This window comes from Comamonas sp. 4034, assembly GCF_050434545.1.
Lineage (GTDB): Bacteria > Pseudomonadota > Gammaproteobacteria > Burkholderiales > Burkholderiaceae_C > Comamonas > Comamonas odontotermitis.
Genome location: NZ_JBNDIT010000024.1, coordinates 1 through 20,840 on the forward strand (window position 1 = coordinate 1; position 20,840 = coordinate 20,840).

At 59.6% G+C, this 20,840-nt stretch carries 19 protein-coding genes and 2 tRNA genes; 16 read left to right on the forward strand and 5 right to left on the reverse strand.

Annotated elements, in window-relative coordinates:
* Window positions 1-775: 775 nt before the first annotated feature.
* A tRNA-Ile gene (locus tag ABIE32_RS19375) sits at window positions 776-852 on the reverse strand.
* Window positions 853-893: 41 nt separating this feature from the next.
* Window positions 894-1,895, reverse strand: coding sequence for a heat-inducible transcriptional repressor HrcA (gene hrcA, locus ABIE32_RS19380; protein ID WP_429018547.1), 1,002 nt, complete (start codon window positions 1,893-1,895; stop codon window positions 894-896).
* Window positions 1,896-1,923: 28 nt separating this feature from the next.
* Here hrcA and ABIE32_RS19385 point away from each other — a divergent pair, with 28 nt between their 5' ends.
* The 3 genes from ABIE32_RS19385 to rapZ are packed head-to-tail and all read left to right on the forward strand — an operon-like array spanning window position 1,924 to window position 5,364.
* A complete protein-coding gene (locus ABIE32_RS19385) occupies window positions 1,924-2,826 on the forward strand; it encodes an NAD kinase (RefSeq protein ID WP_224150112.1) in 903 nt (300 codons plus the stop codon).
* A complete protein-coding gene (gene recN / locus ABIE32_RS19390; RefSeq protein ID WP_429018551.1) occupies window positions 2,823-4,481 on the forward strand; it encodes a DNA repair protein RecN in 1,659 nt (552 codons plus the stop codon). Before ABIE32_RS19385 ends, recN begins: the two co-directional genes overlap by 4 nt.
* Entirely contained in the window at window positions 4,471-5,364 is an 894-nt protein-coding gene (gene rapZ, locus ABIE32_RS19395) for an RNase adapter RapZ (protein ID WP_429018554.1), read from the forward strand. Before recN ends, rapZ begins: the two co-directional genes overlap by 11 nt.
* Window positions 5,365-5,553: 189 nt before the next feature.
* Here rapZ and mutY read toward each other — a convergent pair whose 3' ends face one another.
* Window positions 5,554-6,621, reverse strand: a complete 1,068-nt coding sequence (gene mutY, locus ABIE32_RS19400) for an A/G-specific adenine glycosylase (RefSeq protein ID WP_429018557.1) — start codon at window positions 6,619-6,621, stop codon at window positions 5,554-5,556.
* 93 nt (window positions 6,622-6,714) lie between these two features.
* The gene (mutM, locus tag ABIE32_RS19405; protein WP_429018559.1) at window positions 6,715-7,527 is read right to left on the reverse strand and encodes a bifunctional DNA-formamidopyrimidine glycosylase/DNA-(apurinic or apyrimidinic site) lyase; all 813 of its coding nucleotides are present in this window, start codon (window positions 7,525-7,527) and stop codon (window positions 6,715-6,717) included.
* A 97-nt stretch (window positions 7,528-7,624) separates the two neighbouring features.
* Between mutM and ABIE32_RS19410 the strand changes: the two genes are divergently transcribed.
* From ABIE32_RS19410 to ABIE32_RS19445, 8 genes are all read left to right on the forward strand, one after another.
* Window positions 7,625-9,349, forward strand: a complete 1,725-nt coding sequence (locus ABIE32_RS19410) for a tetratricopeptide repeat protein (protein WP_224150117.1) — start codon at window positions 7,625-7,627, stop codon at window positions 9,347-9,349.
* Window positions 9,346-9,876 (forward strand): outer membrane lipoprotein LolB, encoded by a 531-nt coding sequence (locus ABIE32_RS19415; protein ID WP_429018562.1) that lies wholly within the window; start codon window positions 9,346-9,348, stop codon window positions 9,874-9,876. Before ABIE32_RS19410 ends, ABIE32_RS19415 begins: the two co-directional genes overlap by 4 nt.
* A gap of 24 nt (window positions 9,877-9,900) precedes the next feature.
* Window positions 9,901-10,755 (forward strand): 4-(cytidine 5'-diphospho)-2-C-methyl-D-erythritol kinase, encoded by an 855-nt coding sequence (gene ispE / locus ABIE32_RS19420; RefSeq protein ID WP_429018565.1) that lies wholly within the window; start codon window positions 9,901-9,903, stop codon window positions 10,753-10,755.
* Window positions 10,756-10,795: 40 nt separating this feature from the next.
* Window positions 10,796-10,872: transfer RNA gene (locus ABIE32_RS19425), tRNA-Gln, on the forward strand.
* Between the two features lie 55 nt (window positions 10,873-10,927).
* Window positions 10,928-11,890, forward strand: a complete 963-nt coding sequence (locus ABIE32_RS19430; RefSeq protein ID WP_224150120.1) for a ribose-phosphate pyrophosphokinase — start codon at window positions 10,928-10,930, stop codon at window positions 11,888-11,890.
* A gap of 128 nt (window positions 11,891-12,018) precedes the next feature.
* Window positions 12,019-12,609: a 50S ribosomal protein L25/general stress protein Ctc gene (locus tag ABIE32_RS19435; protein ID WP_395025590.1), complete on the forward strand. Its 591-nt coding sequence runs from the start codon at window positions 12,019-12,021 to the stop codon at window positions 12,607-12,609.
* A 177-nt stretch (window positions 12,610-12,786) separates the two neighbouring features.
* Window positions 12,787-13,395 (forward strand): aminoacyl-tRNA hydrolase, encoded by a 609-nt coding sequence (gene pth, locus ABIE32_RS19440; RefSeq protein WP_224150122.1) that lies wholly within the window; start codon window positions 12,787-12,789, stop codon window positions 13,393-13,395.
* 106 nt (window positions 13,396-13,501) lie between these two features.
* Window positions 13,502-14,760 (forward strand): IS3 family transposase gene (locus ABIE32_RS19445; protein WP_429018570.1). Its coding sequence is split into 2 segments (ribosomal slippage): window positions 13,502-13,850 and window positions 13,850-14,760, totalling 1,260 coding nucleotides; the frame shifts between segments, so codons are not numbered across the junction.
* Between the two features lie 48 nt (window positions 14,761-14,808).
* Here the strand turns inward: ABIE32_RS19445 and ABIE32_RS19450 are convergent.
* Window positions 14,809-15,066: a YfhL family 4Fe-4S dicluster ferredoxin gene (locus tag ABIE32_RS19450; RefSeq protein WP_429018573.1), complete on the reverse strand. Its 258-nt coding sequence runs from the start codon at window positions 15,064-15,066 to the stop codon at window positions 14,809-14,811.
* A 196-nt stretch (window positions 15,067-15,262) separates the two neighbouring features.
* Between ABIE32_RS19450 and ABIE32_RS19455 the strand changes: the two genes are divergently transcribed.
* From ABIE32_RS19455 to ABIE32_RS19475, 5 genes are all read left to right on the forward strand, one after another.
* Window positions 15,263-16,225 (forward strand): ABC transporter permease, encoded by a 963-nt coding sequence (locus ABIE32_RS19455; protein ID WP_395025586.1) that lies wholly within the window; start codon window positions 15,263-15,265, stop codon window positions 16,223-16,225.
* A 3-nt stretch (window positions 16,226-16,228) separates the two neighbouring features.
* The gene (locus ABIE32_RS19460; protein ID WP_429018578.1) at window positions 16,229-17,137 is read left to right on the forward strand and encodes an ABC transporter permease; all 909 of its coding nucleotides are present in this window, start codon (window positions 16,229-16,231) and stop codon (window positions 17,135-17,137) included.
* 9 nt (window positions 17,138-17,146) lie between these two features.
* Window positions 17,147-18,178, forward strand: coding sequence for an ABC transporter ATP-binding protein (locus tag ABIE32_RS19465; RefSeq protein WP_224150126.1), 1,032 nt, complete (start codon window positions 17,147-17,149; stop codon window positions 18,176-18,178).
* A complete protein-coding gene (locus tag ABIE32_RS19470) occupies window positions 18,175-19,032 on the forward strand; it encodes an ATP-binding cassette domain-containing protein (protein WP_429018581.1) in 858 nt (285 codons plus the stop codon). Before ABIE32_RS19465 ends, ABIE32_RS19470 begins: the two co-directional genes overlap by 4 nt.
* A gap of 216 nt (window positions 19,033-19,248) precedes the next feature.
* Window positions 19,249-20,739, forward strand: coding sequence for an ABC transporter substrate-binding protein (locus ABIE32_RS19475; RefSeq protein WP_429018584.1), 1,491 nt, complete (start codon window positions 19,249-19,251; stop codon window positions 20,737-20,739).
* Window positions 20,740-20,840 lie beyond the last annotated feature (101 nt).

The window sequence follows — 20,840 nt, forward strand, 5'->3', positions numbered from 1 at the left end:
TTGTTGATTCCGGTTTGATTTCTGTTAAAGCTTTAACATCCATCCTGCCGGGCCTGACGAAGAAGCCACACTGGATGCTTTAGGAGTCAAGGCAGCGGAGCGCTGACAAACCGCAACACAGCGTTTGTATTTGATCACGAAGGACATCTATCCGTATGCCATGTGCAAGGAAGGGAGTCACCTCTCTATCTCTGGCCGCTGATGACCGCGGTGGTCACCGCTCCGATGGTTACGATATCCATCATGGCGTGTCTCCCTGGGGTCTTGCCAAATACTCATTTCGGAGATGTACGCGCGCGTGAGCGCCATTGTTTCTCTGTTTGGCGGCCCGTAAGGTACGCAACCTGTGGTACGCAGCAAGTACGCGCACAAAGTCTGCCATGGTCATCATTTAGCCGAAGTGCTTAACCAGGGCTATACAGGCGAAGGTGAACGCCGACAAGGCCGAGGGTGTACCAAAAGTCCACCTAATCCTGGCCAGGACCGACACTGGAACCAAACTTTTGCGCTGTCAGGTTAGAAAATTCGTTTTTTGGGTTGGTGTGGCACAACTTCATGCCAGGCGCGCGTATGACGACCCAAGCCACAAGGGACTTTCACAGAAGTTGAGAACTTTTGAGATGTACGCGTACGCGCGCGAGACACTGACGGATGAGCAACACCAGGAAGTAAGCCTGAGCTGCAAAACCATGCACCGATGGCTACACAGTGGCTACACGCATCATAGAAACGAAATTTTGCTACCTATTAAATAGCAGACTTCCTATATGAATACTGGTAGGGCGTGTTGGACTTGAACCAACGACCAAAGGATTATGAGTCCTCTGCTCTAACCAACTGAGCTAACGCCCCAGCACCACCACCTTTGCAGGTGAAGCTAGGCATTCTAGCGTCTATTTGGAATGGCTCAGCGCGTTGGAAACCAGCTTTGAGGTGATTCCAACAATCTGGATCATCTTTTCATAAGACATGCGCTTGGGCCCGATCACCCCCAGGGTACCCACGATCTTGCCATTGATCTGGTAAGGCGTACTCACCACCGACAGCTCCTGCACCGGCAATATCTGGCTTTCACCACCGATATAGATCTGCACGCCTTCGGCCCGGTTGGAGCTTTCGAGCAGATGCAGAATCTGCGTTTTCTGCTCAAACAGGTCAAACGCGCGACGCAGATTGGTCATGTCATTGCTGAAATCGCTGACAGCCAGTAGATTGCGCTCGCCCGCGATGACCAGCTCGTCCTGCGCCTGGCCCTCATCCTCCCCGACATGAACGGCCGCCAGCATCAGGGCGCCAATCTCGTCGCGCAGCTTTTCCACCTCTTTGCGCAACAGCTGGCGCACCTGGTCAATGGCCAGGCCCGCATAGTGTGTATTCAGGTAGTTGGCCGTCTCGATCAACTGGCTTTGCGAGTAATCGGATTCGGTGAAGATCACGCGGTTCTGCACATCGCCATCGGGCGACACCAGGATCACCAGAATGCGCTTTTCCGACAGTCGCAGGAATTCGATATGCCGAAAGGATGAGCTTTTACGCGGAGCCTGCACCACACCCACAAACTGCGACAGGTCGGAAAGCACTCCCGCAGCGCTCGCAATCACCTTTTGCGGCTGCTCAGGCGCAATTTCCGCAGATACCATTTGGTCCTGCTCGACCGTCAACATCGTGTCGACAAACAAGCGGTATCCTTTCGCAGTAGGCACCCTGCCTGCGGAAGTGTGCGGACTGGCGATCAGGCCCAATCCCTCCAGATCAGCCATCACATTGCGGATGGTGGCAGGAGACAGATCAAGGCCAGACGCCTGCGTGAGCGCACGCGACCCCACCGGGTGACCATCCGCTATGTAGCGTTCCACCAGGGTTTTCAGCAGCAATCGGGCGCGATCATCGAGCATGGTGGCATTTTAATGATGTAATTTGCGTATGCAGTCTCGCTTTCAACACATTGCCCTGATTGGCAAATACCATGCGCCGCCTTCTGCGGAGGTGCGCCAGCAGTCCATTGTCGCCTTCAGCCAGATTGCCAGCTATGTCGAGGCCCGGGGCGGCACTGCTTACCTGGAGCAGGAAACGGCCAACTTCACCGGCATGGACCACTACCCCACGCTCAGTCTCGACGAGGTGGGCAGGCGCTGCGATCTTGCCATTGTGTTGGGCGGCGACGGCACCATGCTGGGCGTGGGGCGAGAGCTGGCCAAGTACAACACGCCGCTGGTAGGTATCAACCAGGGGCGGCTGGGCTTTGTGACGGATATTCCGCTGCAGACTTTCCTCGCCCCCTTGTCGGCCATTCTGGCGGGCGAGTACGAAGAAGAGATTCGCTCGATGATCCATGCGCTGGTGATCCGCGATGGCGAGTGCGTATTCCAGGCCTTGGCGTTCAATGATGTGGTCGTCAACCGTGGCGGCACATCGGGCATGGTGGAGCTGCGGGTGGAGGTGGACGGCCAACTGGTGGCCAATCAGCGCGCCGACGGCTTGATCATCGCCACCCCCACCGGCTCCACAGCCTATGCGCTGTCGGTAGGTGGCCCGATCGTGCACCCGGCGCTGGCCTGCTGGGTCATGGCGCCGATTGCGCCGCACATGCTCTCCAACCGCCCGATCGTGGTGCCCGATACACAGGAGATTTCGATCGAAGTAATTGGCGGACGCGACGTAGCGGCCAATTTCGATATGCAGTCGCTGGCCTCCATTCTGCGTGGCGACAAGATTCTGGTGCGGAGTGCTCCCCATAAGACACGATTCCTCCACCCTCGCGGCTGGAACTACTACGCCACCTTGCGCAAGAAACTGGGCTGGAACGAAGGGGGCATCACACCATGAGCCTCAAGCGCATTGCGCTGCGCGATTTTGTGATCGTCGAGCAGTTGGAGGTTGATTTTTCGCCCGGCTTCACTGCCTTGACCGGAGAAACCGGCGCTGGCAAATCGATTCTGATCGACGCACTGCAACTGGTGCTGGGCAGCCGCGCCGATACCGGCTTTGTGCGCCAAGGCGCTGTTAAATCAGAATTGATAGCAGAGTTTGATACGCCATCTGCGCTGATGCCGTATTTGACTGAGAATGAGCTGCAGCCCGATGCATCATTGCTGCTGCGCCGCGTGATTGATGCCCAGGGCAAGAGCAAATTCTGGATCAATGGCGTGGCGGCGACCGCAACCCAACTGCGCAACATTGCCCCGGCCCTGGTCGACATCCACGGCCAGCACGCCTGGCAAAGTTTGATGCAGGCAGAGCCTGTGCGGCGCCTGCTGGATGCCTACGCCAATGCCGATTGCAGCGGCGTTCAAGAGGCTTACCTCGCCTGGCGCGCCGCAGACAAGGCGCTACAGCAGGCCCGGAGCATGGAAGCGACCCACCAGCGTGAGCGCGAGCGGCTGCTGTGGCAGATATCCGAAGTGGACAAGCTTGCCCCCGCCGAGCAGGAATGGGAAGAACTCAACACCCAGCACACGCGGCTGTCCCACGCCCAGGCCCTGATGGATGCCGCCACCCATGCAATGGCCGCCCTGGAAGATGAGGACAGCGGCGCCAGCGTGCAAGCCAATCGCGCGTTGCACACCTTGCAGGCGCAGGCCCATGTCGAGCCACAATTTGCCGCCATGGCTGAAACGCTGGAAGGCTGCATCGCACAGCTGGAAGACCTGGCGCGCTCGCTGGGCGGCTATTTGCGGCATGCAGAGCTGGACCCTGACAAGCTCAAACAACTGGACGAGCGCCTGGGCAGCTGGATCAGCCTCGCCAGACGCTACAAGCGCCCGCCCGAAGAACTGCCCGCGCTACTGCAAGGCTGGAAGAACGAACTGAAGGCCCTGGATGCGTCTGCAGACATTGATGCGCTGGAGAGTGCTTCCGCACAGGGTTGGAAAGTCTACGAAAAGGCTGCACAGGCGCTCAGCAAGATACGCTCGCGCGCTGCGGAGCGCCTGTCGCAAACCATTACCAACGCGATGCAGGAGCTGGGCATGGCTGGCGGCCGCTTTGTCGCCACCATTCATCCGGCCAAGGAGCCCCGCGCCGATGGCATGGACGATGTGGAGTTGCTGGTAGCCGGACACCCTGGCACCGAACCCAAACCCATTGCCAAGGTCGCCTCGGGCGGCGAGCTGTCTCGCATCTCGCTGGCCATTGCCATCTCCACCAGCCAGCTCGGCCAGGCTCCTACCTTGATTTTTGACGAAATCGACTCGGGTATTGGCGGTGCCGTTGCCGATGCCGTGGGCCGCGTCATGCACGCACTGGGCCAGGATCGCCAGGTGCTGGCAGTCACCCATCTGGCGCAGGTAGCTGCACGCGGCGATACCCATCTGGTGGTGACCAAACAGCGCAGCAAATCCGGCACCAGCAGCCATATCAGTGCAGTGACGGAGAATGGCCGGATCGATGAGATCGCGCGGATGCTCGGCGGGGAACATATTTCATCCACCAGCAGGGCCCACGCACGGGAAATGATTGCAGGAGGTGTACATGACCAATAGCGCAGACCGGCGAACGCCGCTGCAGGTAGTGGTGCTGACGGGCATGGCCGGCTCGGGAAAGTCGGTCGCGCTGCATGCGCTGGAAGACATTGGCTACTACTGTGTGGATAACCTGCCGCCAGAGCTGCTGCCCTCGCTGGTATCGCTGGAGCATTGGCAGCATGGCAACCGCGTTGCCATTGCCATTGACGCGCGCAGCGCCAAGGCCTTGTACCTGGTGCCCGAGCAGCTCGAAAAGCTGCGCGCTACCGGCGCCCAGGTGCAACTCATCTACATGGATGCGCTGCGTGACATCCTGATCCGGCGCTTTTCCGAAACACGCAGGCGCCACCCACTGACCAATGAAACGCTGCAGGCCGGCCCGCGCGCCCTGGTGCAGATGATTGACGAAGAACGCGCCCTGCTGGCCGATCTGCGCGAGCAGGCGCATGTGATTGACACCAGCAATCTGCGCGTGTCGCAATTGCAGGCCTACATCAAGCAGTTCATGCAGGCGCCTACGTCCAGCCTGACCCTGGTCTTCCAGTCATTCGGCTTCAAGAATGGCATTCCCATGGACAGCGACTACATGTTCGATGTACGCATGCTGCCCAACCCTTACTACGAGCCGGATCTGCGCAGCCACACCGGGCTGGAGGCGCCGGTTGCGCAGTTTCTGGCACAGCAGCCAGCCGTGCTCAAAATGCAGGAAGACATCATCCGCTTCCTGGACAACTGGCTGCCCGAGATGGTGCTCAATCACCGCAGCTATGCCACCGTCTCCATCGGCTGCACCGGCGGCCAGCACCGCTCGGTCTACCTCGTCAACGCACTGGCGCAACACTTCCAAAGCCGCTGGACCACACTGCAGCGCCACCGCGAACTAGACCAGAGAACGCATTGATGGCAGCGGCAGTACGCCCCTGCACTGCAACGCATGCCTGCGTTTTGCAAAAACCATAGCATCTTGCGCTTACTCCTATTGGGTTTCAAATAAAGAATCAATCAAAACCCAGTCATGGAGCGCGCAAACAGCTCTCTTTTTTGATAGATACCTGGATAACCAAGCCACCAATAAGGCTGAAGTCGCCGTTCAGCCCTGCAGCAAACTGCGCACAGGCGCAGGCAAACCCAGTGCGGACAATTGATCGCGCCGGTACCAGCCCCCGGCTGTCGCTGGTAGCGGTGGGTTTTCGGCATGAATCCGCTCCGGGTGCAGATGCAGATCCTTGTGGGTGAGCACATGCAGAAACGGCGCGAGCGGCTCTGGCGCAGCACCGCCCCAATCCCGGGCGGCCTGCTGCAACTGCGCTGCGGTTTCGTACACCGGCAGGCAGTACAAACTGGCCCATATGCCTTTGGCCGGGCGCTTTTCCAGCCAGATGGCGCCGTCGGCACGCTCCACCCACAGCAGCCACCAGCTGGCTGAAGTGCGCTTAAGCTTCTTGGTCTTGACCGGGTAGCGTTCGGGCGCACCTTCGCGCCGCGCTGCACAACTGCCATGCACAGGGCACAGCAGGCAACTTGGCTTTTTGGGTGTACAAATAGCTGCACCCAGGTCCATCATCCCTTGGGTGTATCGTGGCATCGCGGTGGGGAGGTCGGTAGTCGGCAGCAGGTCTTCCGCCAGTGCCCAGAGCCTTTTCTCGGCAGCGCTGCTGGCCAGATCGTCCGAGAAACCCAGCGCCCGTGTCAGCACCCGTTTGACATTCGCATCCAGAATGGCTGCGCGTACTGCAAAGCAGAAAGATGCAATGGCGCTGGCGGTCGATCGGCCGATGCCGGGCAGTGAAGCAAGTTCTTCAACCGTGGGGGGAAAGGCGCCACCAAAACGCGACATGACTTCCTGCGCACAGCGGTGCAGGTTGCGCGCCCTGCTGTAGTAGCCCAGGCCGCTCCACAGCGCCATCACTTCTTCATCACTCCCTGCTGCCAGGTCTGCAACCGTTGGAAAACGTTGCAGGAACCGCTCGTAGTAGCCCAGAACCGTAGTGACCTGCGTTTGCTGCAGCATGATTTCTGACAGCCAGACGCGGTACGGGTCGCGGGTGTTCTGCCAAGGCAAGTGGTGGCGTCCGTGACTTTGCTGCCAGGCGACGATCTGTTGTGAAAATTGACTCAAATCTAAACTCGAAAAGAAAGAACTGCGGATGGTAGGCATCGGAATCAGCCATGGTGCACCTTCGATGCAAGCGCCCGGTCAAAGATGATCAATGACGGAGCTGGCCTGGCCTCGGGTCGCCGGCGCCACTTCCTATTTCTGGCACTTGCGGCAATAGTACGTGCTGCGCTGGCCTTGCTTGATCGCAATCACAGGCGCCCCACACTGCTTGCAGGGCTCCCCTGCCCTTCCGTACACATTGGCCTGCGCCTGAAAAGCGCCCGCATAGCCGTTGACCTGCACAAAATCCTTCAAGGTGCTGCCGCCCAGATCAATGGCTTTTCCCAGCACCTGGGGAATGGCCGTGTGCAGGCGCTGCGCCTGGGCCTTGGTCACCTTGTTTGCAGGCCTGGAAGGCAGAATGCCCGCAAGGAACAGCACTTCGCTCGCATAGATATTGCCCACCCCGACCACCAGTTGCCCACCCAACAGCAACTGCTTGATTGGCGTGCTGGAGCGCTTGAGCCCGTCTGCGAAATAGTTCAGGCTGAACCCTTCGTCAAACGGCTCCATGCCCAGATGGTTGAGCAGCTTGGCCGCCATGTCCGACGCGATATCCGGCGCCCATACCACCGCACCAAAGCGCCTGGGGTCATGCAGCCGCAGGACACCCCGGTCCGTCACCAGATCGAAATGGTCGTGCGGCCCGGCGGGCGGCAAGTCGGGCCCAATCTGCAGGCTGCCCGACATTCCCAGGTGCAGCAGCAAGACGCCCTGGTCCAACTGCAAAACAATGTATTTACCCCGTCGCAGAACATGCTGCACCATGCGGCCGGAAAGGGTTGCGGGCTCAATCCCCAGCGGCCAGCGCAAGGGCTTTCCAAGCGAGATGCGTTCAATGGTGGCGCCCTGCAAGGGCTGAACCAGTCCGCGTCTTGTCACTTCCACTTCTGGTAACTCAGGCACTGTTTTCCTTCTGCATGGCTCGTGGGCTATCGTTTATTATGGGCTGATGAAGCACGCTCTCCGATATTTGGCATATTTTCTGGCAACCGGTTTGACCGTGCCCGCGCTGGCAAATGCAAGCCCCACCGCGCAATCCCATCCTTCCGCAAAAGGGCAGAGCATCGCCTCTGCAGAACGTGCGGAAGATGCCCAGTCTCAGCTGGACGCCGAGCTTTTCTATGAGCTTTTGCTGGGCGAAATGTACGCCAGCCAGGGCGACGCCACCACCAGTGTGGAACTGCTCCTGGATGCTGCACGCCGCACCGGCGACGAAAAGGTCTACCAGCGGGCCGCGCAAATTGCACTGCTCTCCCGCTCTGCCCAGAAAGCCAGCATGGTTGCCCAGGCCTGGAGGCAGGCGCATCCGCAATCGCGCCAGGCCAGCCGCTATTTGCTGCAGGTCATGCTCTCGACCAACCACGGCGAAGAGACAGGCGCGCTGCTGAAGCAGGAAATTGCCCTGGCCAAGCCCGACGAAAAACTCGAATGGATTCGCGCCATTCCCAGTATCTACCGACGTGTCAGCGACCAGAAGCAGGCCGCACGCATTGTGCGCGAAGCACTGACGCCAGAACTGGAAAATCCAGCCACAGGGCCTGACGCCTGGGCAGCCATCGGCACCATGGAACTTGCCGCAGAGCAGCCCACAGCGGCGCTGGAAGCCGCGCGCAAGGCGCTGTCGCTCGATGCCAGCAACCAGGCTGCGGGCCGGCTGGCTGCAGCCCTGGTTGCAGCCAATGTGCCCGAGGCCGAATCACTGGTCACCGACTTTCTCAGCAACTCCAAAAGCGCCGACGCGCATCTGGCCTATGCCCGCAGCCTGATGAATGCCGACCGCCTGGAGGAAGCCCAGAAGCAGTTGAACGAGGCTACACGGATCGATCCCAGCTCTGCCGATGCCTGGATTCTCAAGGCGGCGCTGCAGGCCCAACTCAAGCAGTATTCGGATGCCGATGTATCCTTGCTCAAACTCGACACCTTGATCGACAAGTTCCCATCCCAGGTTCTGCAGCGGGAAGTGCGCATTCAGAGCCTGATGCTGCGCGAACAGATGGCAGAAGCCCAGAAGAAATGGGAAGAAGCCGAGCACTGGGCCGACGAAATCGCCAAAACCGGCAATCAGCCCCTGGCGACACTGCGCAAGGCGTCCATCCGCATGCAGCAAGGCCAGTTTGAGGCGGCAGCTGCCTTGCTGAACGACTTGCCAGAAACCAATCCCGGGGAAATTCGCACCAAGCTGTCTGCGCAGGTTCAGTTGTACAAAACTGCCAAGAACTACACCCAGGCGCTCGAAGTGCAATCCAAACTCGTGGCTATGCAGCCCAACGACCCGGATCTGCTTTACGAACAGGCCATGCTTGCCGAACGCGCCGACAAGATCGAAGAGACAGAAGCACTGCTGCGCAAGCTCATCGCACTCAAGCCTGATCACCACCATGCCTACAACGCGCTGGGTTACCTGCTGGCAGACCGTGGCCTCAAGCTCGACGAGGCCAAGTCCCTGATCGAAAAGGCGCTCAGCATGGTGCCTGGCGACCCTTTCATCACCGACAGCCTGGGCTGGGTGGAGTACAAGCAGGGACATCTGGAGCAGGCCGCGCAATTGCTGGAAAAAGCCTACACCAAGCAGCCCGACCCGGAAATCGGTGCGCACCTGGCCGAAGTCTGGTGGAAGCAAGGCAAGTCCAAGCCTGCAGAAGAACTGCTTCGGGCCGCCAGAAAGGATGCGCCGGACAACGAAACCGTGCTCAAGACCTTCAAACTCCTGGGCATTGAGCCATGACACCTGTGACAGGTTTGAGCAAGCCGATCGCCAGAAGGCGCTTTTGCGCCACACTGGCGACCGGGACGGCACTGGCCCTGCTCGCAGGTTGCGCAACGCCCCAGCGGCAATTGACCCCAGCGGCCGGCGCAGGTTACTGGAGCGGGCGCATGTCGGTGCAGGTGCAGACTGCACCACCGCAGACGACCAGCGGCAGTTTTGAGCTGTCCGGCAGTCCACGCCAGGGCGAACTGGTATTGCTCAACCCGCTGGGCAACATTGTGGCTCGCGTCCATTGGACTGCAGAGCAAGCCAGCGTCACTCAAGGCAATACCGTCCGCGAAAAGGCTTCGCTCGATGAATTGACCGAGGAACTCCTGGGTGCCAACCTGCCCATCGCAGCACTTTTTGACTGGCTGCAGGGCCGCAATACGCCCGCAGCGGGCTGGCAAGCCGACCTGGATGCCTTCAGCGACGGAAAAATCACTGCCCAACGCACCTCGCCCCTCCCGGAAGCCAGCCTGCGCATCGTGCTTGAGCGCCCTTAGCCCTTTGTTGAATTGATCCGCACCATGCGTACGCTGTACGACGTCCCCGCCCCGGCCAAACTCAATCTCTTTCTGCACATCACCGGCCGCCGTGCAGACGGCTATCACCTGCTGCAGTCGGTCTTTATGCTGATCGACTGGGCCGATGAACTGCATTTTGAAACCACCCCCTCCGGCACCATCACCCGAGAAGACCTGGGCACGCCATTGCCCGCAGACGACCTGATCACCCGCGCAGCGCGGGCGCTGCAGCAAGCCACAGGCTGCACGCAGGGGGTCCATATCGGTGTTCACAAGCACCTGCCCGCGCAGGCCGGAATGGGAGGCGGCTCGTCCGATGCTGCCAGCACCCTGCTGGCGCTCAATCAACTGTGGAATCTACAACTGAGCCGCGATGAGCTGCAACGCATCGGGCTGCAGCTTGGGGCCGATGTTCCGTTTTTTATTTTCGGAAAGTCGGCTTGGGTGGAAGGAATCGGTGACATAATACGCCCACTCGAAAACGAGCAGCAGCTAGCAGACACCGCGCTGATAGTTGTGAAGCCGCAAGAAGGCCTGGATACGAAATTAATTTTTTCAAACCCCAACCTGAAACGCGATTCAAAAGCTGCTACAATTTCGGACTTCGCTGCAAAGCACTTTGATTTCGGTCAAAACGACTTGCAGCCGGTCGCAGAAAGCCTGTGTCCATCGATAAAAAAAGTCAGTGACTTTCTTGAATCGCAAGGATTACATGCTAGAATGACGGGCTCAGGTAGTGCGGTGTTTGCAGTAAAAAAGCAAGCTATTAGCTGCCAAAGCAGTTTTTCACAAGACTGGACAGTGAAAGATTGCAAAAGTCTTATTGAGCATCCCTTGTTTGGATGGGCAAGAGACTAAAGGTTTTTAGGAATCAGTGTTGCTTAGCATTGATTCTTGTAGGGGAGTCGCCAAGCTGGTTAAGGCACCGGATTTTGATTCCGGCATGCGAAGGTTCGAATCCTTCTTCCCCTGCCAATTTCTTACCGCGCAAAAGCAGCGCTCACAGCTAACCCATACCCACTGGGACGCTATGCAAAACCATCATCCAGACTTCATGGTTTTCAGTGGCAACGCCAACACAGGCCTTGCTACTGAAATTGCACAACACCTTCACACCTCTTTGGGCGCAGCCGATGTAGGCCGCTTCTCCGATGGAGAGGTCACGGTGGAGATCAAGCAAAACGTCCGTGCGCGCGACGTTTTCATCATTCAGCCCACCTGTGCTCCAACCAATGACCACCTGATGGAATTGCTGGTGATGGTGGATGCATTGAAGCGCGCATCGGCCGAACGCATCTGTGCCGTGATTCCATACTTTGGCTATGCCCGCCAGGATCGCCGCGTGCGCTCCACCCGCGTGCCCATCACCGCCAAGGTGGTTGCCAACATGCTGCAGGCCGCTGGCGTGAGCCGCGTGCTGACCATGGACCTGCACGCAGACCAGATTCAGGGCTTCTTCGACATTCCGGTGGACAACATCTATGCGTCGCCAGTGCTGCTGGGCGATCTGCGCCAGAAGAACTACGAAGACCTGATCGTCGTATCGCCGGACGTTGGTGGTGTGGTGCGCGCACGCGCCCTTGCCAAGCAACTGCAATGCGATCTGGCCATCATCGACAAGCGCCGTCCCAAGGCCAATGTGTCTGAAGTGATGCATGTCATCGGCGATATCGATGGCCGCAACTGCGTCATCATGGACGACATGATCGACACCGCGGGCACCTTGGTGAAGGCTGCCGAAGTGCTGAAGGAACGTGGCGCCAAGAAGGTCTACGCCTACTGCACACACCCCATCTTCTCGGGCCCTGCCATCGAACGCATCGGCAATGGCGCAGCTTTGGACGAAGTCGTGGTTACCAACACCATTCCCCTGTCAGCGAGCGCCCGCGCTTGCGGCAAGATTCGCCAGCTGACCGTGGCTCCGCTGTTTGCAGAAACCATTCACCGCATCGCCACGGGTGAATCGGTGATGAGCCTGTTCCAGGACGCCTGATGAATTTTCGGGCATTGCCCAAAAATTCATCATCTGCTAAAATCGACTGTTTTCGCTGGCCGCTGCAAATGCAGCGGCCTTTTTAACCGGGTAGGCTGGTCGCGGCCTATCCCCATTGGAGTATAAAAATGAACGTTGTCGCTTTTGCGCGCGCTAAGCAAGGTACGGGTGCGAGCCGCCGCCTGCGTAATTCTGGCCGTACGCCCGGCATCATCTACGGTGGTGCAGCCGAGCCTCAATTGGTTGAAGTGGACCACAACACGCTGTGGTACGCCCTGAAGAAGGAAGCTTTCCACGCATCCGTGCTGGAAATGGATCTGGACGGCGCCAAGAGCCAAGTGCTGCTGCGCAATGTGCAGTACCACCCCTTCAAGCAACTGGTTCTGCACGTTGACTTCCAACGCGTGGACGCCAACACCGTGCTGACCATGAAGGTGCCTGTGCACTACTCCGGCGCCGAAGAATCGCCTGCAGTGAAGATCGACAAGTGCATGGTTACGCCAGTCGTGACCGAAATCGAAGTCCGCTGCATGCCCAAGGATCTGCCTGAGTTCATCAGTGTGGACCTGAGCAAGCTGGAAAAGGGTGCAACCCTGCACCTGAACGATGTGGCTCTGCCTAAGGGCGTAACCCTGGTTTCCCACAGCAATGCTGCTGTGATCTCCGTGGCTGCTCCTGCTGGTGGCGCTGCTGACGAAGCCGCTCCTGCTGCCGAGTAAGCACATAGGTATGACAGCGCATTGGCGCTGAAATACCCCAAAAGGCTGCATTGGTCACAATGCAGCCTTTTTTCATCTCCATGCTCCATCGAGACAATAGCTCTTCTTCAGAAGGACATCACCCGCACCCTGCAGAGTATGCGGAATGCACCTTCGCAGCACCGATAATTCTCGCCCATGATCAAGTTGTTTGTTGGCCTCGGAAACCCCGGACCGGAATATGAAGGCACCCGCCACAACGCGGGCTTCTGGTGGATCGATGCGCTCGCCAGCCATCTGCGCGTACAGCTCACCCCCGACCGCAACTACTACGGCCTCGTCGCCCGCACAACGGTGCAAGGCGAATCCATCTGGTTGCTGGAGCCGCAAACTTTCATGAACCTCTCCGGCAAGTCGGTAGGCGCTCTGGCGCGCTTTTTCAAGATCAAGCCAGAAGAGGTTCTGGTCGCGCACGACGAACTCGATCTTCCTCCCGGCCAGGTCAAGCTCAAGAAAGGTGGCGGTCATGGTGGCCACAATGGCCTGCGCGACATCCATGCGCAACTGGGCTCGCCTGACTACTGGCGTCTGCGCATCGGCATAGGCCACCCCGGCAACAAGGAAGAAGTGCCCCACTGGGTGCTGCGCAAGCCAGCCCCCGACCAGCGGACTTTGATTGAAGACAGCATCATCCATGCCATGCAGGCCGCGCCAGAGCTTCTGTCCGGCGACATGGAAAAGGCCACCCTCAAGATCCACACCACCAAACCGGCACGCCCCAAGCCTCCACGGCCTGCGGGTACCTGATCTTGCCCCCAAATACCAAAAAGCGCCCTGATGGCGCTTTTTTTGTTTTGGGTGACCCGTCCTGAATTGGGTTGACACCTTTCTGAAGAACAGAAAGGAAAGTCAAATGGAACAGTGGGTTAAGAGAACGCAACGGGACTACACGCTGGCTTTTAAACTCGCGGTAGTCGATCAAGTCGAAAGAGGCGAGCTGACCTACCGGCAGGCCCATGAGCGGTACGGAATCCAGGGCGCCTCAACTGTACTGGTGTGGCTTCGCAAGCACGGACGGCAGGACTGGAAAGCTGCATCATCAAGGGGCAAAGGATTACAGAAGATGCCTGAATCGCCCAAGCTGCTGACTCCAGAGCAGCGCATCAAGGAGCTGGAAGTGCAGCTGAAAGAAGCCCGCGAGAAAGCGGCCTTCTTTGAAGCGGTAGTGAACGTGCTCAAGCGCGACTACGGAGTCCAAGTCACAAAAAAGCCTGCGGGCAAGTCCTCACGCAAAAGCTCGTCAAAGGGTTAAGCGTCACGAGGGCTTGCCGCTACATGGGAATCAGCCGCCAAGCGCACTACAAGCGCCTGGTCTGCCAGCGTGCACGCAGCGAGCGGGACAAGGCGGTGGTGGAGTTGGCCAGTGAAGAGAGGCGCCATCAGCCACGCATTGGCACACGCAAACTGCTGCACTTGCTCAAGCCGCCGCTTGAACAGGCGGGAATCCAGATCGGGCGCGATGCACTGTTCGTTGTCCTGCGCCAAGCACGCATGCTGGTGCTGCCACGGCATGCGTACCACAAGACCACCAATAGCCATCATCACTACCGCAGGCACCCCAATCTACTCAAGGAGGGCCCGACCAAAACAGTGGCAAGTGGTTGTGAGCAGCTATGGGTCGCTGACATCACGTATCTACCCACCAAGGAGAAGACTGCCTGTCTGAGCCTGGTGACCGATGCCTACTCGCGCAAGATCGTGGGCTGGCACGTGCACGATAGTCTGGAGACCAAGCAGGTCAGCCAAGCGTTGAAGATGGCACTGCGTCAGCGGCGAACAGATCAGCCGCTCGTACACCACTCTGATAGAGGTGTTCAGTACTGCTCGGCTCAATACCAGCGCATCCATGCACGCCACCGCATCACCTGCTCCATGACCGATGGCTACGATTGCTACCAAAACGCTCTGGCTGAGCGGGTCAATGGAATCCTCAAGATGGAATACTTGTTGCAACGACCTGCCGATCTCTCGCAGGCCCGCACCATGGTGGGCGAATCGGTACGGCTGTACAACGAGCGCCGGCCGCACCTGTCCCTAAAATACAAAACGCCCGATGCAGTACATCGGGCGTCTCTCGCCAACCAGCTTGGGCTGGAGATTAGTCGCGAATAGGTGTCAACCTATGACAGGACGAGTCAGGGTGATGGACAACCCAGCAGGCTACAAGCCCTTCTCTGCCTGCAGACGCAGGTACTTCTGCATCAGCGTCTCCTGGCTCTCCACAAACTCGGGGTTGACCGGAATACACGCTACCGGACAGATCTGCACGCATTGGGGCTCGTCAAAGTGCCCTACGCACTCGGTGCATTTGTTCGGCTCGATCTCGTAGTACGCCTCTCCCAGATAGATGGCATCGTTCGGGCATTCAGGCTCGCACACATCGCAGTTGATGCACTCATCGGTAATCATCAAAGCCATGGTTGCACCTCCATGTGGGAATGGAGCAAAAAGTGTGACATGAGCGACATTATCCCGCCTTCGCCTTCGCCATACTCGCGTCTTTGCGAGTAAGCATGCATGGTGTGCCGGAATTTTTCGCGTTATGCTGGTAACGCTTACCAAGACAAGAGTCTTCGCTATTGTTTTTGAGAACACTTAACCACGACAGCCGACCATGGGCCTTTTTTTCCTCAAGCGCACCCTCACGCTGCTGCTCACACTGCTGGGTACGTCCATCGTCGTGTTTCTGGTGCTTGAAATACTGCCCGGCAACGCAGCCCAGATGCTGATGGGGCCTGATGCCGCACCCGAAGCCGTGGCAGAACTGGCCGAACAGCTGGGGCTCAACCAGCCAGCCTGGGAGCGCTACTGGCACTGGATCAGTGGCCTGGTGCAACTCGATCTGGGCAACAGCTACAGCTATGGCACACCGGTGCTGGAGCTGATCTCCGAGCGCCTTGCCCTCACCGTTCCGCTGGCAGTGATGGCCATGGTCATCACCACCGCCGTGGCCCTGGTTGCCGGGATCTATGCTGCCAGCCACCATAACAAGATTGGCGACGTCAGCGTCATGGGCCTGGCGCAGCTGGGCATCGCCATTCCCAACTTCTGGTTTGCCATTTTGCTGATTCTGTTGTTTTCGGTGCAGCTCAAATGGTTTTCGGCCGGCGGCTTTCCGGGCTGGACGGAGGCATCGGGCGGCTCGTTCTGGGGCGCCATCAAGGCGCTGATGCTGCCCGCCGTGTCCCTGGCCGTGGTGCAGGCGGCCATTCTGGCCCGCATCACGCGGTCTGCCGTGCTGGAAGTGCTGCGCGAGGATTTTGTGCGCACCGCCCGCGCCAAAGGCCTGTCCCAGCGTGCTGCGCTCTACAAGCATGTGCTGCGAAATGCGCTGATTCCCGTAGTCACCGTCATGGGGCTGCAATTTGCCAATCTGCTGGCAGGCACCATCGTGGTGGAGAACGTGTTCTACCTGCCAGGCATGGGACGGCTGATTTTTCAGTCCATCGCCAACCGCGACCTGATGGTGGTACGTAACTGCGTCATGCTGCTGGCAGCCATGGTGGTGGTGGTCAATTTCCTGGTCGATCTGCTCTACGCCATGATCGACCCCCGTATCAAGGCCAGTGACATCTAAGCTATGAGCCAGCCCTCCTCCCCTCTGGCAGCGCCGCTGCCGACTACAGCGCTTCCGGCGCGCGCGGCTCCCGCAGCCCCCAGCTTCTGGCGCCGTGCGCGGCACAACCCCAGCTTCGTCATCGGTGCTGTCCTCACGCTCGCGCTCCTGCTGGCCGCAGCGATTTCGTATCTGTGGACGCCGTGGTCTCCCTACGATATCAACATGGAAGCCAAGCTCCAGGCCCCGACACTGGCGCACTGGCTGGGCACCGATGCCTATGGCCGGGATGTGGCGTCGCAATTGCTGGTGGGCGCCCGCAATTCGATTCTCGTAGGCCTTGTGGCGGTGGGCATTGGCCTGACCATCGGCACCGCCCTGGGGCTGCTGGCGGCTGCCAAGCGCGGCTGGGTGGAAGAAACCATCATGCGGTTGTCCGACTTCACCTTTGCCTTTCCCGCCATTCTCTCGGCCATCATGTTGACGGCCGTGTTTGGTGCGGGCATTGTCAATTCCATCATTGCCATCGGCATTTTCAATATTCCGACCTTTGCACGCATCACCCGTGCATCGGCCAATGCCATCTGGTCGCGAGAGTACATTCTGGCGGCCCGCTCCTGCGGCAAGAACAGCTGGAGCATCACCTGGCAGCACGTGCTGCCCAATATCCTGTCGGTTTTGATCGTGCAGGCCACCATCCAGTTTGCACTGGCGATTCTGGCCGAGGCCGCGCTGTCCTACCTGGGCCTGGGCACACAGCCGCCACAGCCGTCCTGGGGCCGCATGCTGAGCGAAGCGCAGACCCTGATGTTCCAGGCCCCCCTGCTCGCAGTGTTTCCGGGCGTGGCGATTGCGCTGTCGGTGCTGGGCCTCAATTTGCTCGGCGACGGTCTGCGCGATCTGCTCGATCCCCGTCTGGCCCGCAAACGCTAAGGATTGGCCATGGCTTTGATAGATGTATCCAACCTCAGCATCCAGCTCCAGACACACCGTGGCCCGGCACGGGCCGTGCGCGACATCAGTTTCCAGATCGAGCGCGGGCAGGCACTGGGGTTGATTGGCGAATCGGGCTGCGGAAAATCCATCACCGCCATGGCGTTGATGGGTTTGCTGCCCGAATCTGCGCAGGTGAGCGGTAGTGCATTGTTTGACGGCCACAGCCTGGTTGGCCAGCCCGATCGCTGGTGGCGCACGGTGCGCGGAAACCGCATCGGAATGATCTTTCAGGAGCCGATGACGGCATTGAACCCCGTGCAGACCATTGGCCACCAGATCAGCGAGCCCCTTCGCCTGCACAAAGGCATGAGCGCACGCCAGGCCCGCAACGATGCCATTGCCATGCTCGATCGTGTCGGGATCGCCCAGCCAGCGCAGCGTTACGATGCCTATCCCCACCAGTTCTCCGGCGGCCAGCGCCAGCGCATCACCATCGCGATGGCGCTGGCCTGCGGGCCCGATCTGTTGATTGCCGACGAGCCCACCACGGCGCTGGATGTGACCATCCAGCAGCAGATCCTCGATCTCATCAATGGCCTGGTGGCCGAGCGCAACATGGCGCTGCTGCTGATATCGCACGACCTGGGGGTGATCTCGCAGAACGTCGACAAGATGGTGGTGATGTACGGCGGCACCGTGGTCGAATCGGGCAGCACCGAGGCGGTATTCGAGCACATGGCCCACCCCTATACCCGCGGTCTGCTGGCGGCGCGCCCGAGCATGCAGCCGCGTGTTGATGGCAAGCCCCAGCGCCTGCAGACCATTGCCGGCACCGTGCCGGAGCTGGTGGACCTGCCTGTCGGTTGCACCTTTGCCGGACGCTGCAGCTTCACCCAACCGGCCTGTGCTGCACAGGTGCCGCCTTGTATTGATCTGGTGGCTGAAGCGGCAGGAGAACCTGACCAAGCCCACCAGGTGCATTGCCTGCGCCCCGAAGCCTACGCAACAGCCACCACCGACGCAGGAGCCACCGTATGAGCAGTATCCCTTTGCTGGAGGTTCGCGATCTGGTGCGCACCTACACCCTGCCCCGCGAAAAACTCTTTACCGCGCCGCCCACGGTAGAGGCGCTCAAGGGCGTGGGCTTTAGCCTGCATGCAGGCAAGAGCCTGGGCGTAGTAGGCGAGTCGGGCTCAGGCAAATCGACCCTGGCACGCCTGGTGATGGCGCTTGACGCACCGACCTCCGGCCAGGTGCTGCTGCAAGGCCAGGATTTGCACCGCATGCCGGCGGATGCCCTGCGCAGCGCGCGCAAGGATTTCCAGATGGTGTTTCAGGACCCATATGGCTCGCTGGACCCGCGCCAGACGGTGGAGCGCATCGTCAGCGAGCCACTGCAGGCTCAGGGAGACAGCAGCCGTGCCGAGCAGCGCGCCCGCACCATCGAGGTGTTGCAGCAGGTGGGCCTGCGCCCGCAGGACGTGGACAAGTACCCGCATGAATTCTCTGGCGGCCAGCGCCAGCGCATTGCCATTGCGCGCGCCCTCATCACCAAGCCCCAGCTGATCGTGGCCGATGAACCGGTCAGCGCACTCGATGTGTCCGTACAGGCCCAGGTGCTCAACCTGATGCAGGACCTGCAGACTGAGTTTGGGATCACCTACATGCTGATCAGCCACGATCTGGCCGTCATCAACCATCTGTGCGATGAAGTGGTCGTTCTCTACAAGGGCGAAATCGTGGAGCGCGGCACGCCCGCGCAGCTGTTCCAGCATGCGCAGCACCCCTACACGCAAAAGCTGGTGGGTGCAGTGCCGCAGGTACGGCCCCGGCGCCGCCATCTGCAGGCTACACAGACCATGCAGGCGCAGGCCATGCCAAGTCCTGTATAACCTGAGTCTCAAGGTTCTGTCTTTGGAGGAACGTGGCACGTCATCTGCGGTGCAGCACACAAAAACCATAGCTGCCAGCGCTTGATGCTCTTGGTCTTAAACCCTAAGACCATCGATAATGCAGCAGTGACGCGCGCCACCCGCTCTTCTTTTCAGAGCAGAACCGAGGACCATGAATCCGTCATCCGCTAGAAAATTGTTCCAAGGAGTTCCTGGATGCTGAATCGTAGAAATCTGCTTGCCGCAGGCGCACTGGCCCCGCTGCCACTGTGGCTGCCCGCCACCGCCCAAGCGCAGAACAAGAAAGACACTGTTGTGCTCGGCATGACGCTGGAGCCGCCAGGGCTCGATCCCACGGCCGGCGCGGCCTCCTCCATTGCGGAGATCACCCAGTACAACATCTATGAAACGCTGACCAAAGTCAATTCCGATGGAAGCGTATCGCCCCTGCTGGCCGAAAGCTGGGAAGTCTCGCCCGATCTGAAGACCTATACCTTCAAGCTGCGCAAGGGCGTCACCTTCCACAACGGCGAGGCCTTCAACGCCCAGTCGGTCAAATTCTCGTTCGACCGCGCCGCTGGCGAAAAAAGCACCAACAAGGACAAGCGCACCTTTGCCAACCTGACAGCCCAGGTGGTGGATGAGCACACCGTCGTGATCCTCAACAAGGAAATCGACCCTGACCTGCTCTTTGTGCTGGGCCAGGCTACCTCCATCATCGTCGACCCCAAGAGCGCCGACACCAACGCCACCAAGCCCGTGGGCACTGGCCCCTACAAACTGGGCAACTGGAGCAAGGGCGCGTCGATCACCCTGGAGGCATGGCCCCAGTACCGCAATGCAGGCACCATTCGCATCCGCCGCGCCACCTTCCGCTTCATCTCGGATGCTGCGGCCCAGGTGGCTGCGCTGCTGGCAGGCGACGTCGATGTATTCCCCCGCGCAACGCCTCGAGGCGTTGACCAGTTCAGATCCAACCCGCGCTACCAGGTGGTGACCAGCGGATCGCGCGCCAAGACCATCGTCGCCATCAACGAACGCCGCAAACCGCTCGATGATGTACGCGTTCGCCGCGCGCTGTCGGCCGCCATTGACCGCAAGGCCGTGATCGCAGGTGCTGCAGAAGGCCTGGGTGTGCCGATCGGCAGCCACTACGTGCCCGGCGCGTTCGGCTATGTCGATACCACCGGCATCAACCCCTATGACGTCGAGAAAGCCAAGAAGCTGCTGGCCGAAGCCAGTGTCAAGACACCTCTGCAGCTGACCATGACCCTCCCTCCCACGCCGTATGCGCGCCAGGGCGGTGAGATCGTCGCGGCCCAACTCTCCAAGATCGGCATCGACGTCAAGCTGCAGAACGTGGAATGGGCGCAGTGGCTCTCGGGCACCTATACCAACAAGAATTACGACCTGTCGATCATCTCGCACGTCGAGCCGTTTGATCTGGAAAACTACACCCGCACGGATTACTACTGGGGCTACAAGTCGGAAAAATTCAACAAGCTGTTCGAGCAGATCAAGCTGGAAGCGCGCCCCGCCGACCGCGCCCGCCTGCTGGGCGACGCGCAACGCCTGCTGGCCGAGGACGCCGCCAACGTCTACCTGTACCAGCCGCAGTGGATCACGGTTGCCGCCAAGAACCTGCGCGGCCTGTGGAAGGACATGCCGATCTTCGTCAACGACCTGTCATCCATGTACTGGGCATAAACAACGCGGCTTGCTACGCTTGCTGCAGGGCCTGTTCGCCTCACGCCAAGCCCATCACAGGCAACGTGCCGTGATGGGCTTTTTTCATTGAAACCCAACCG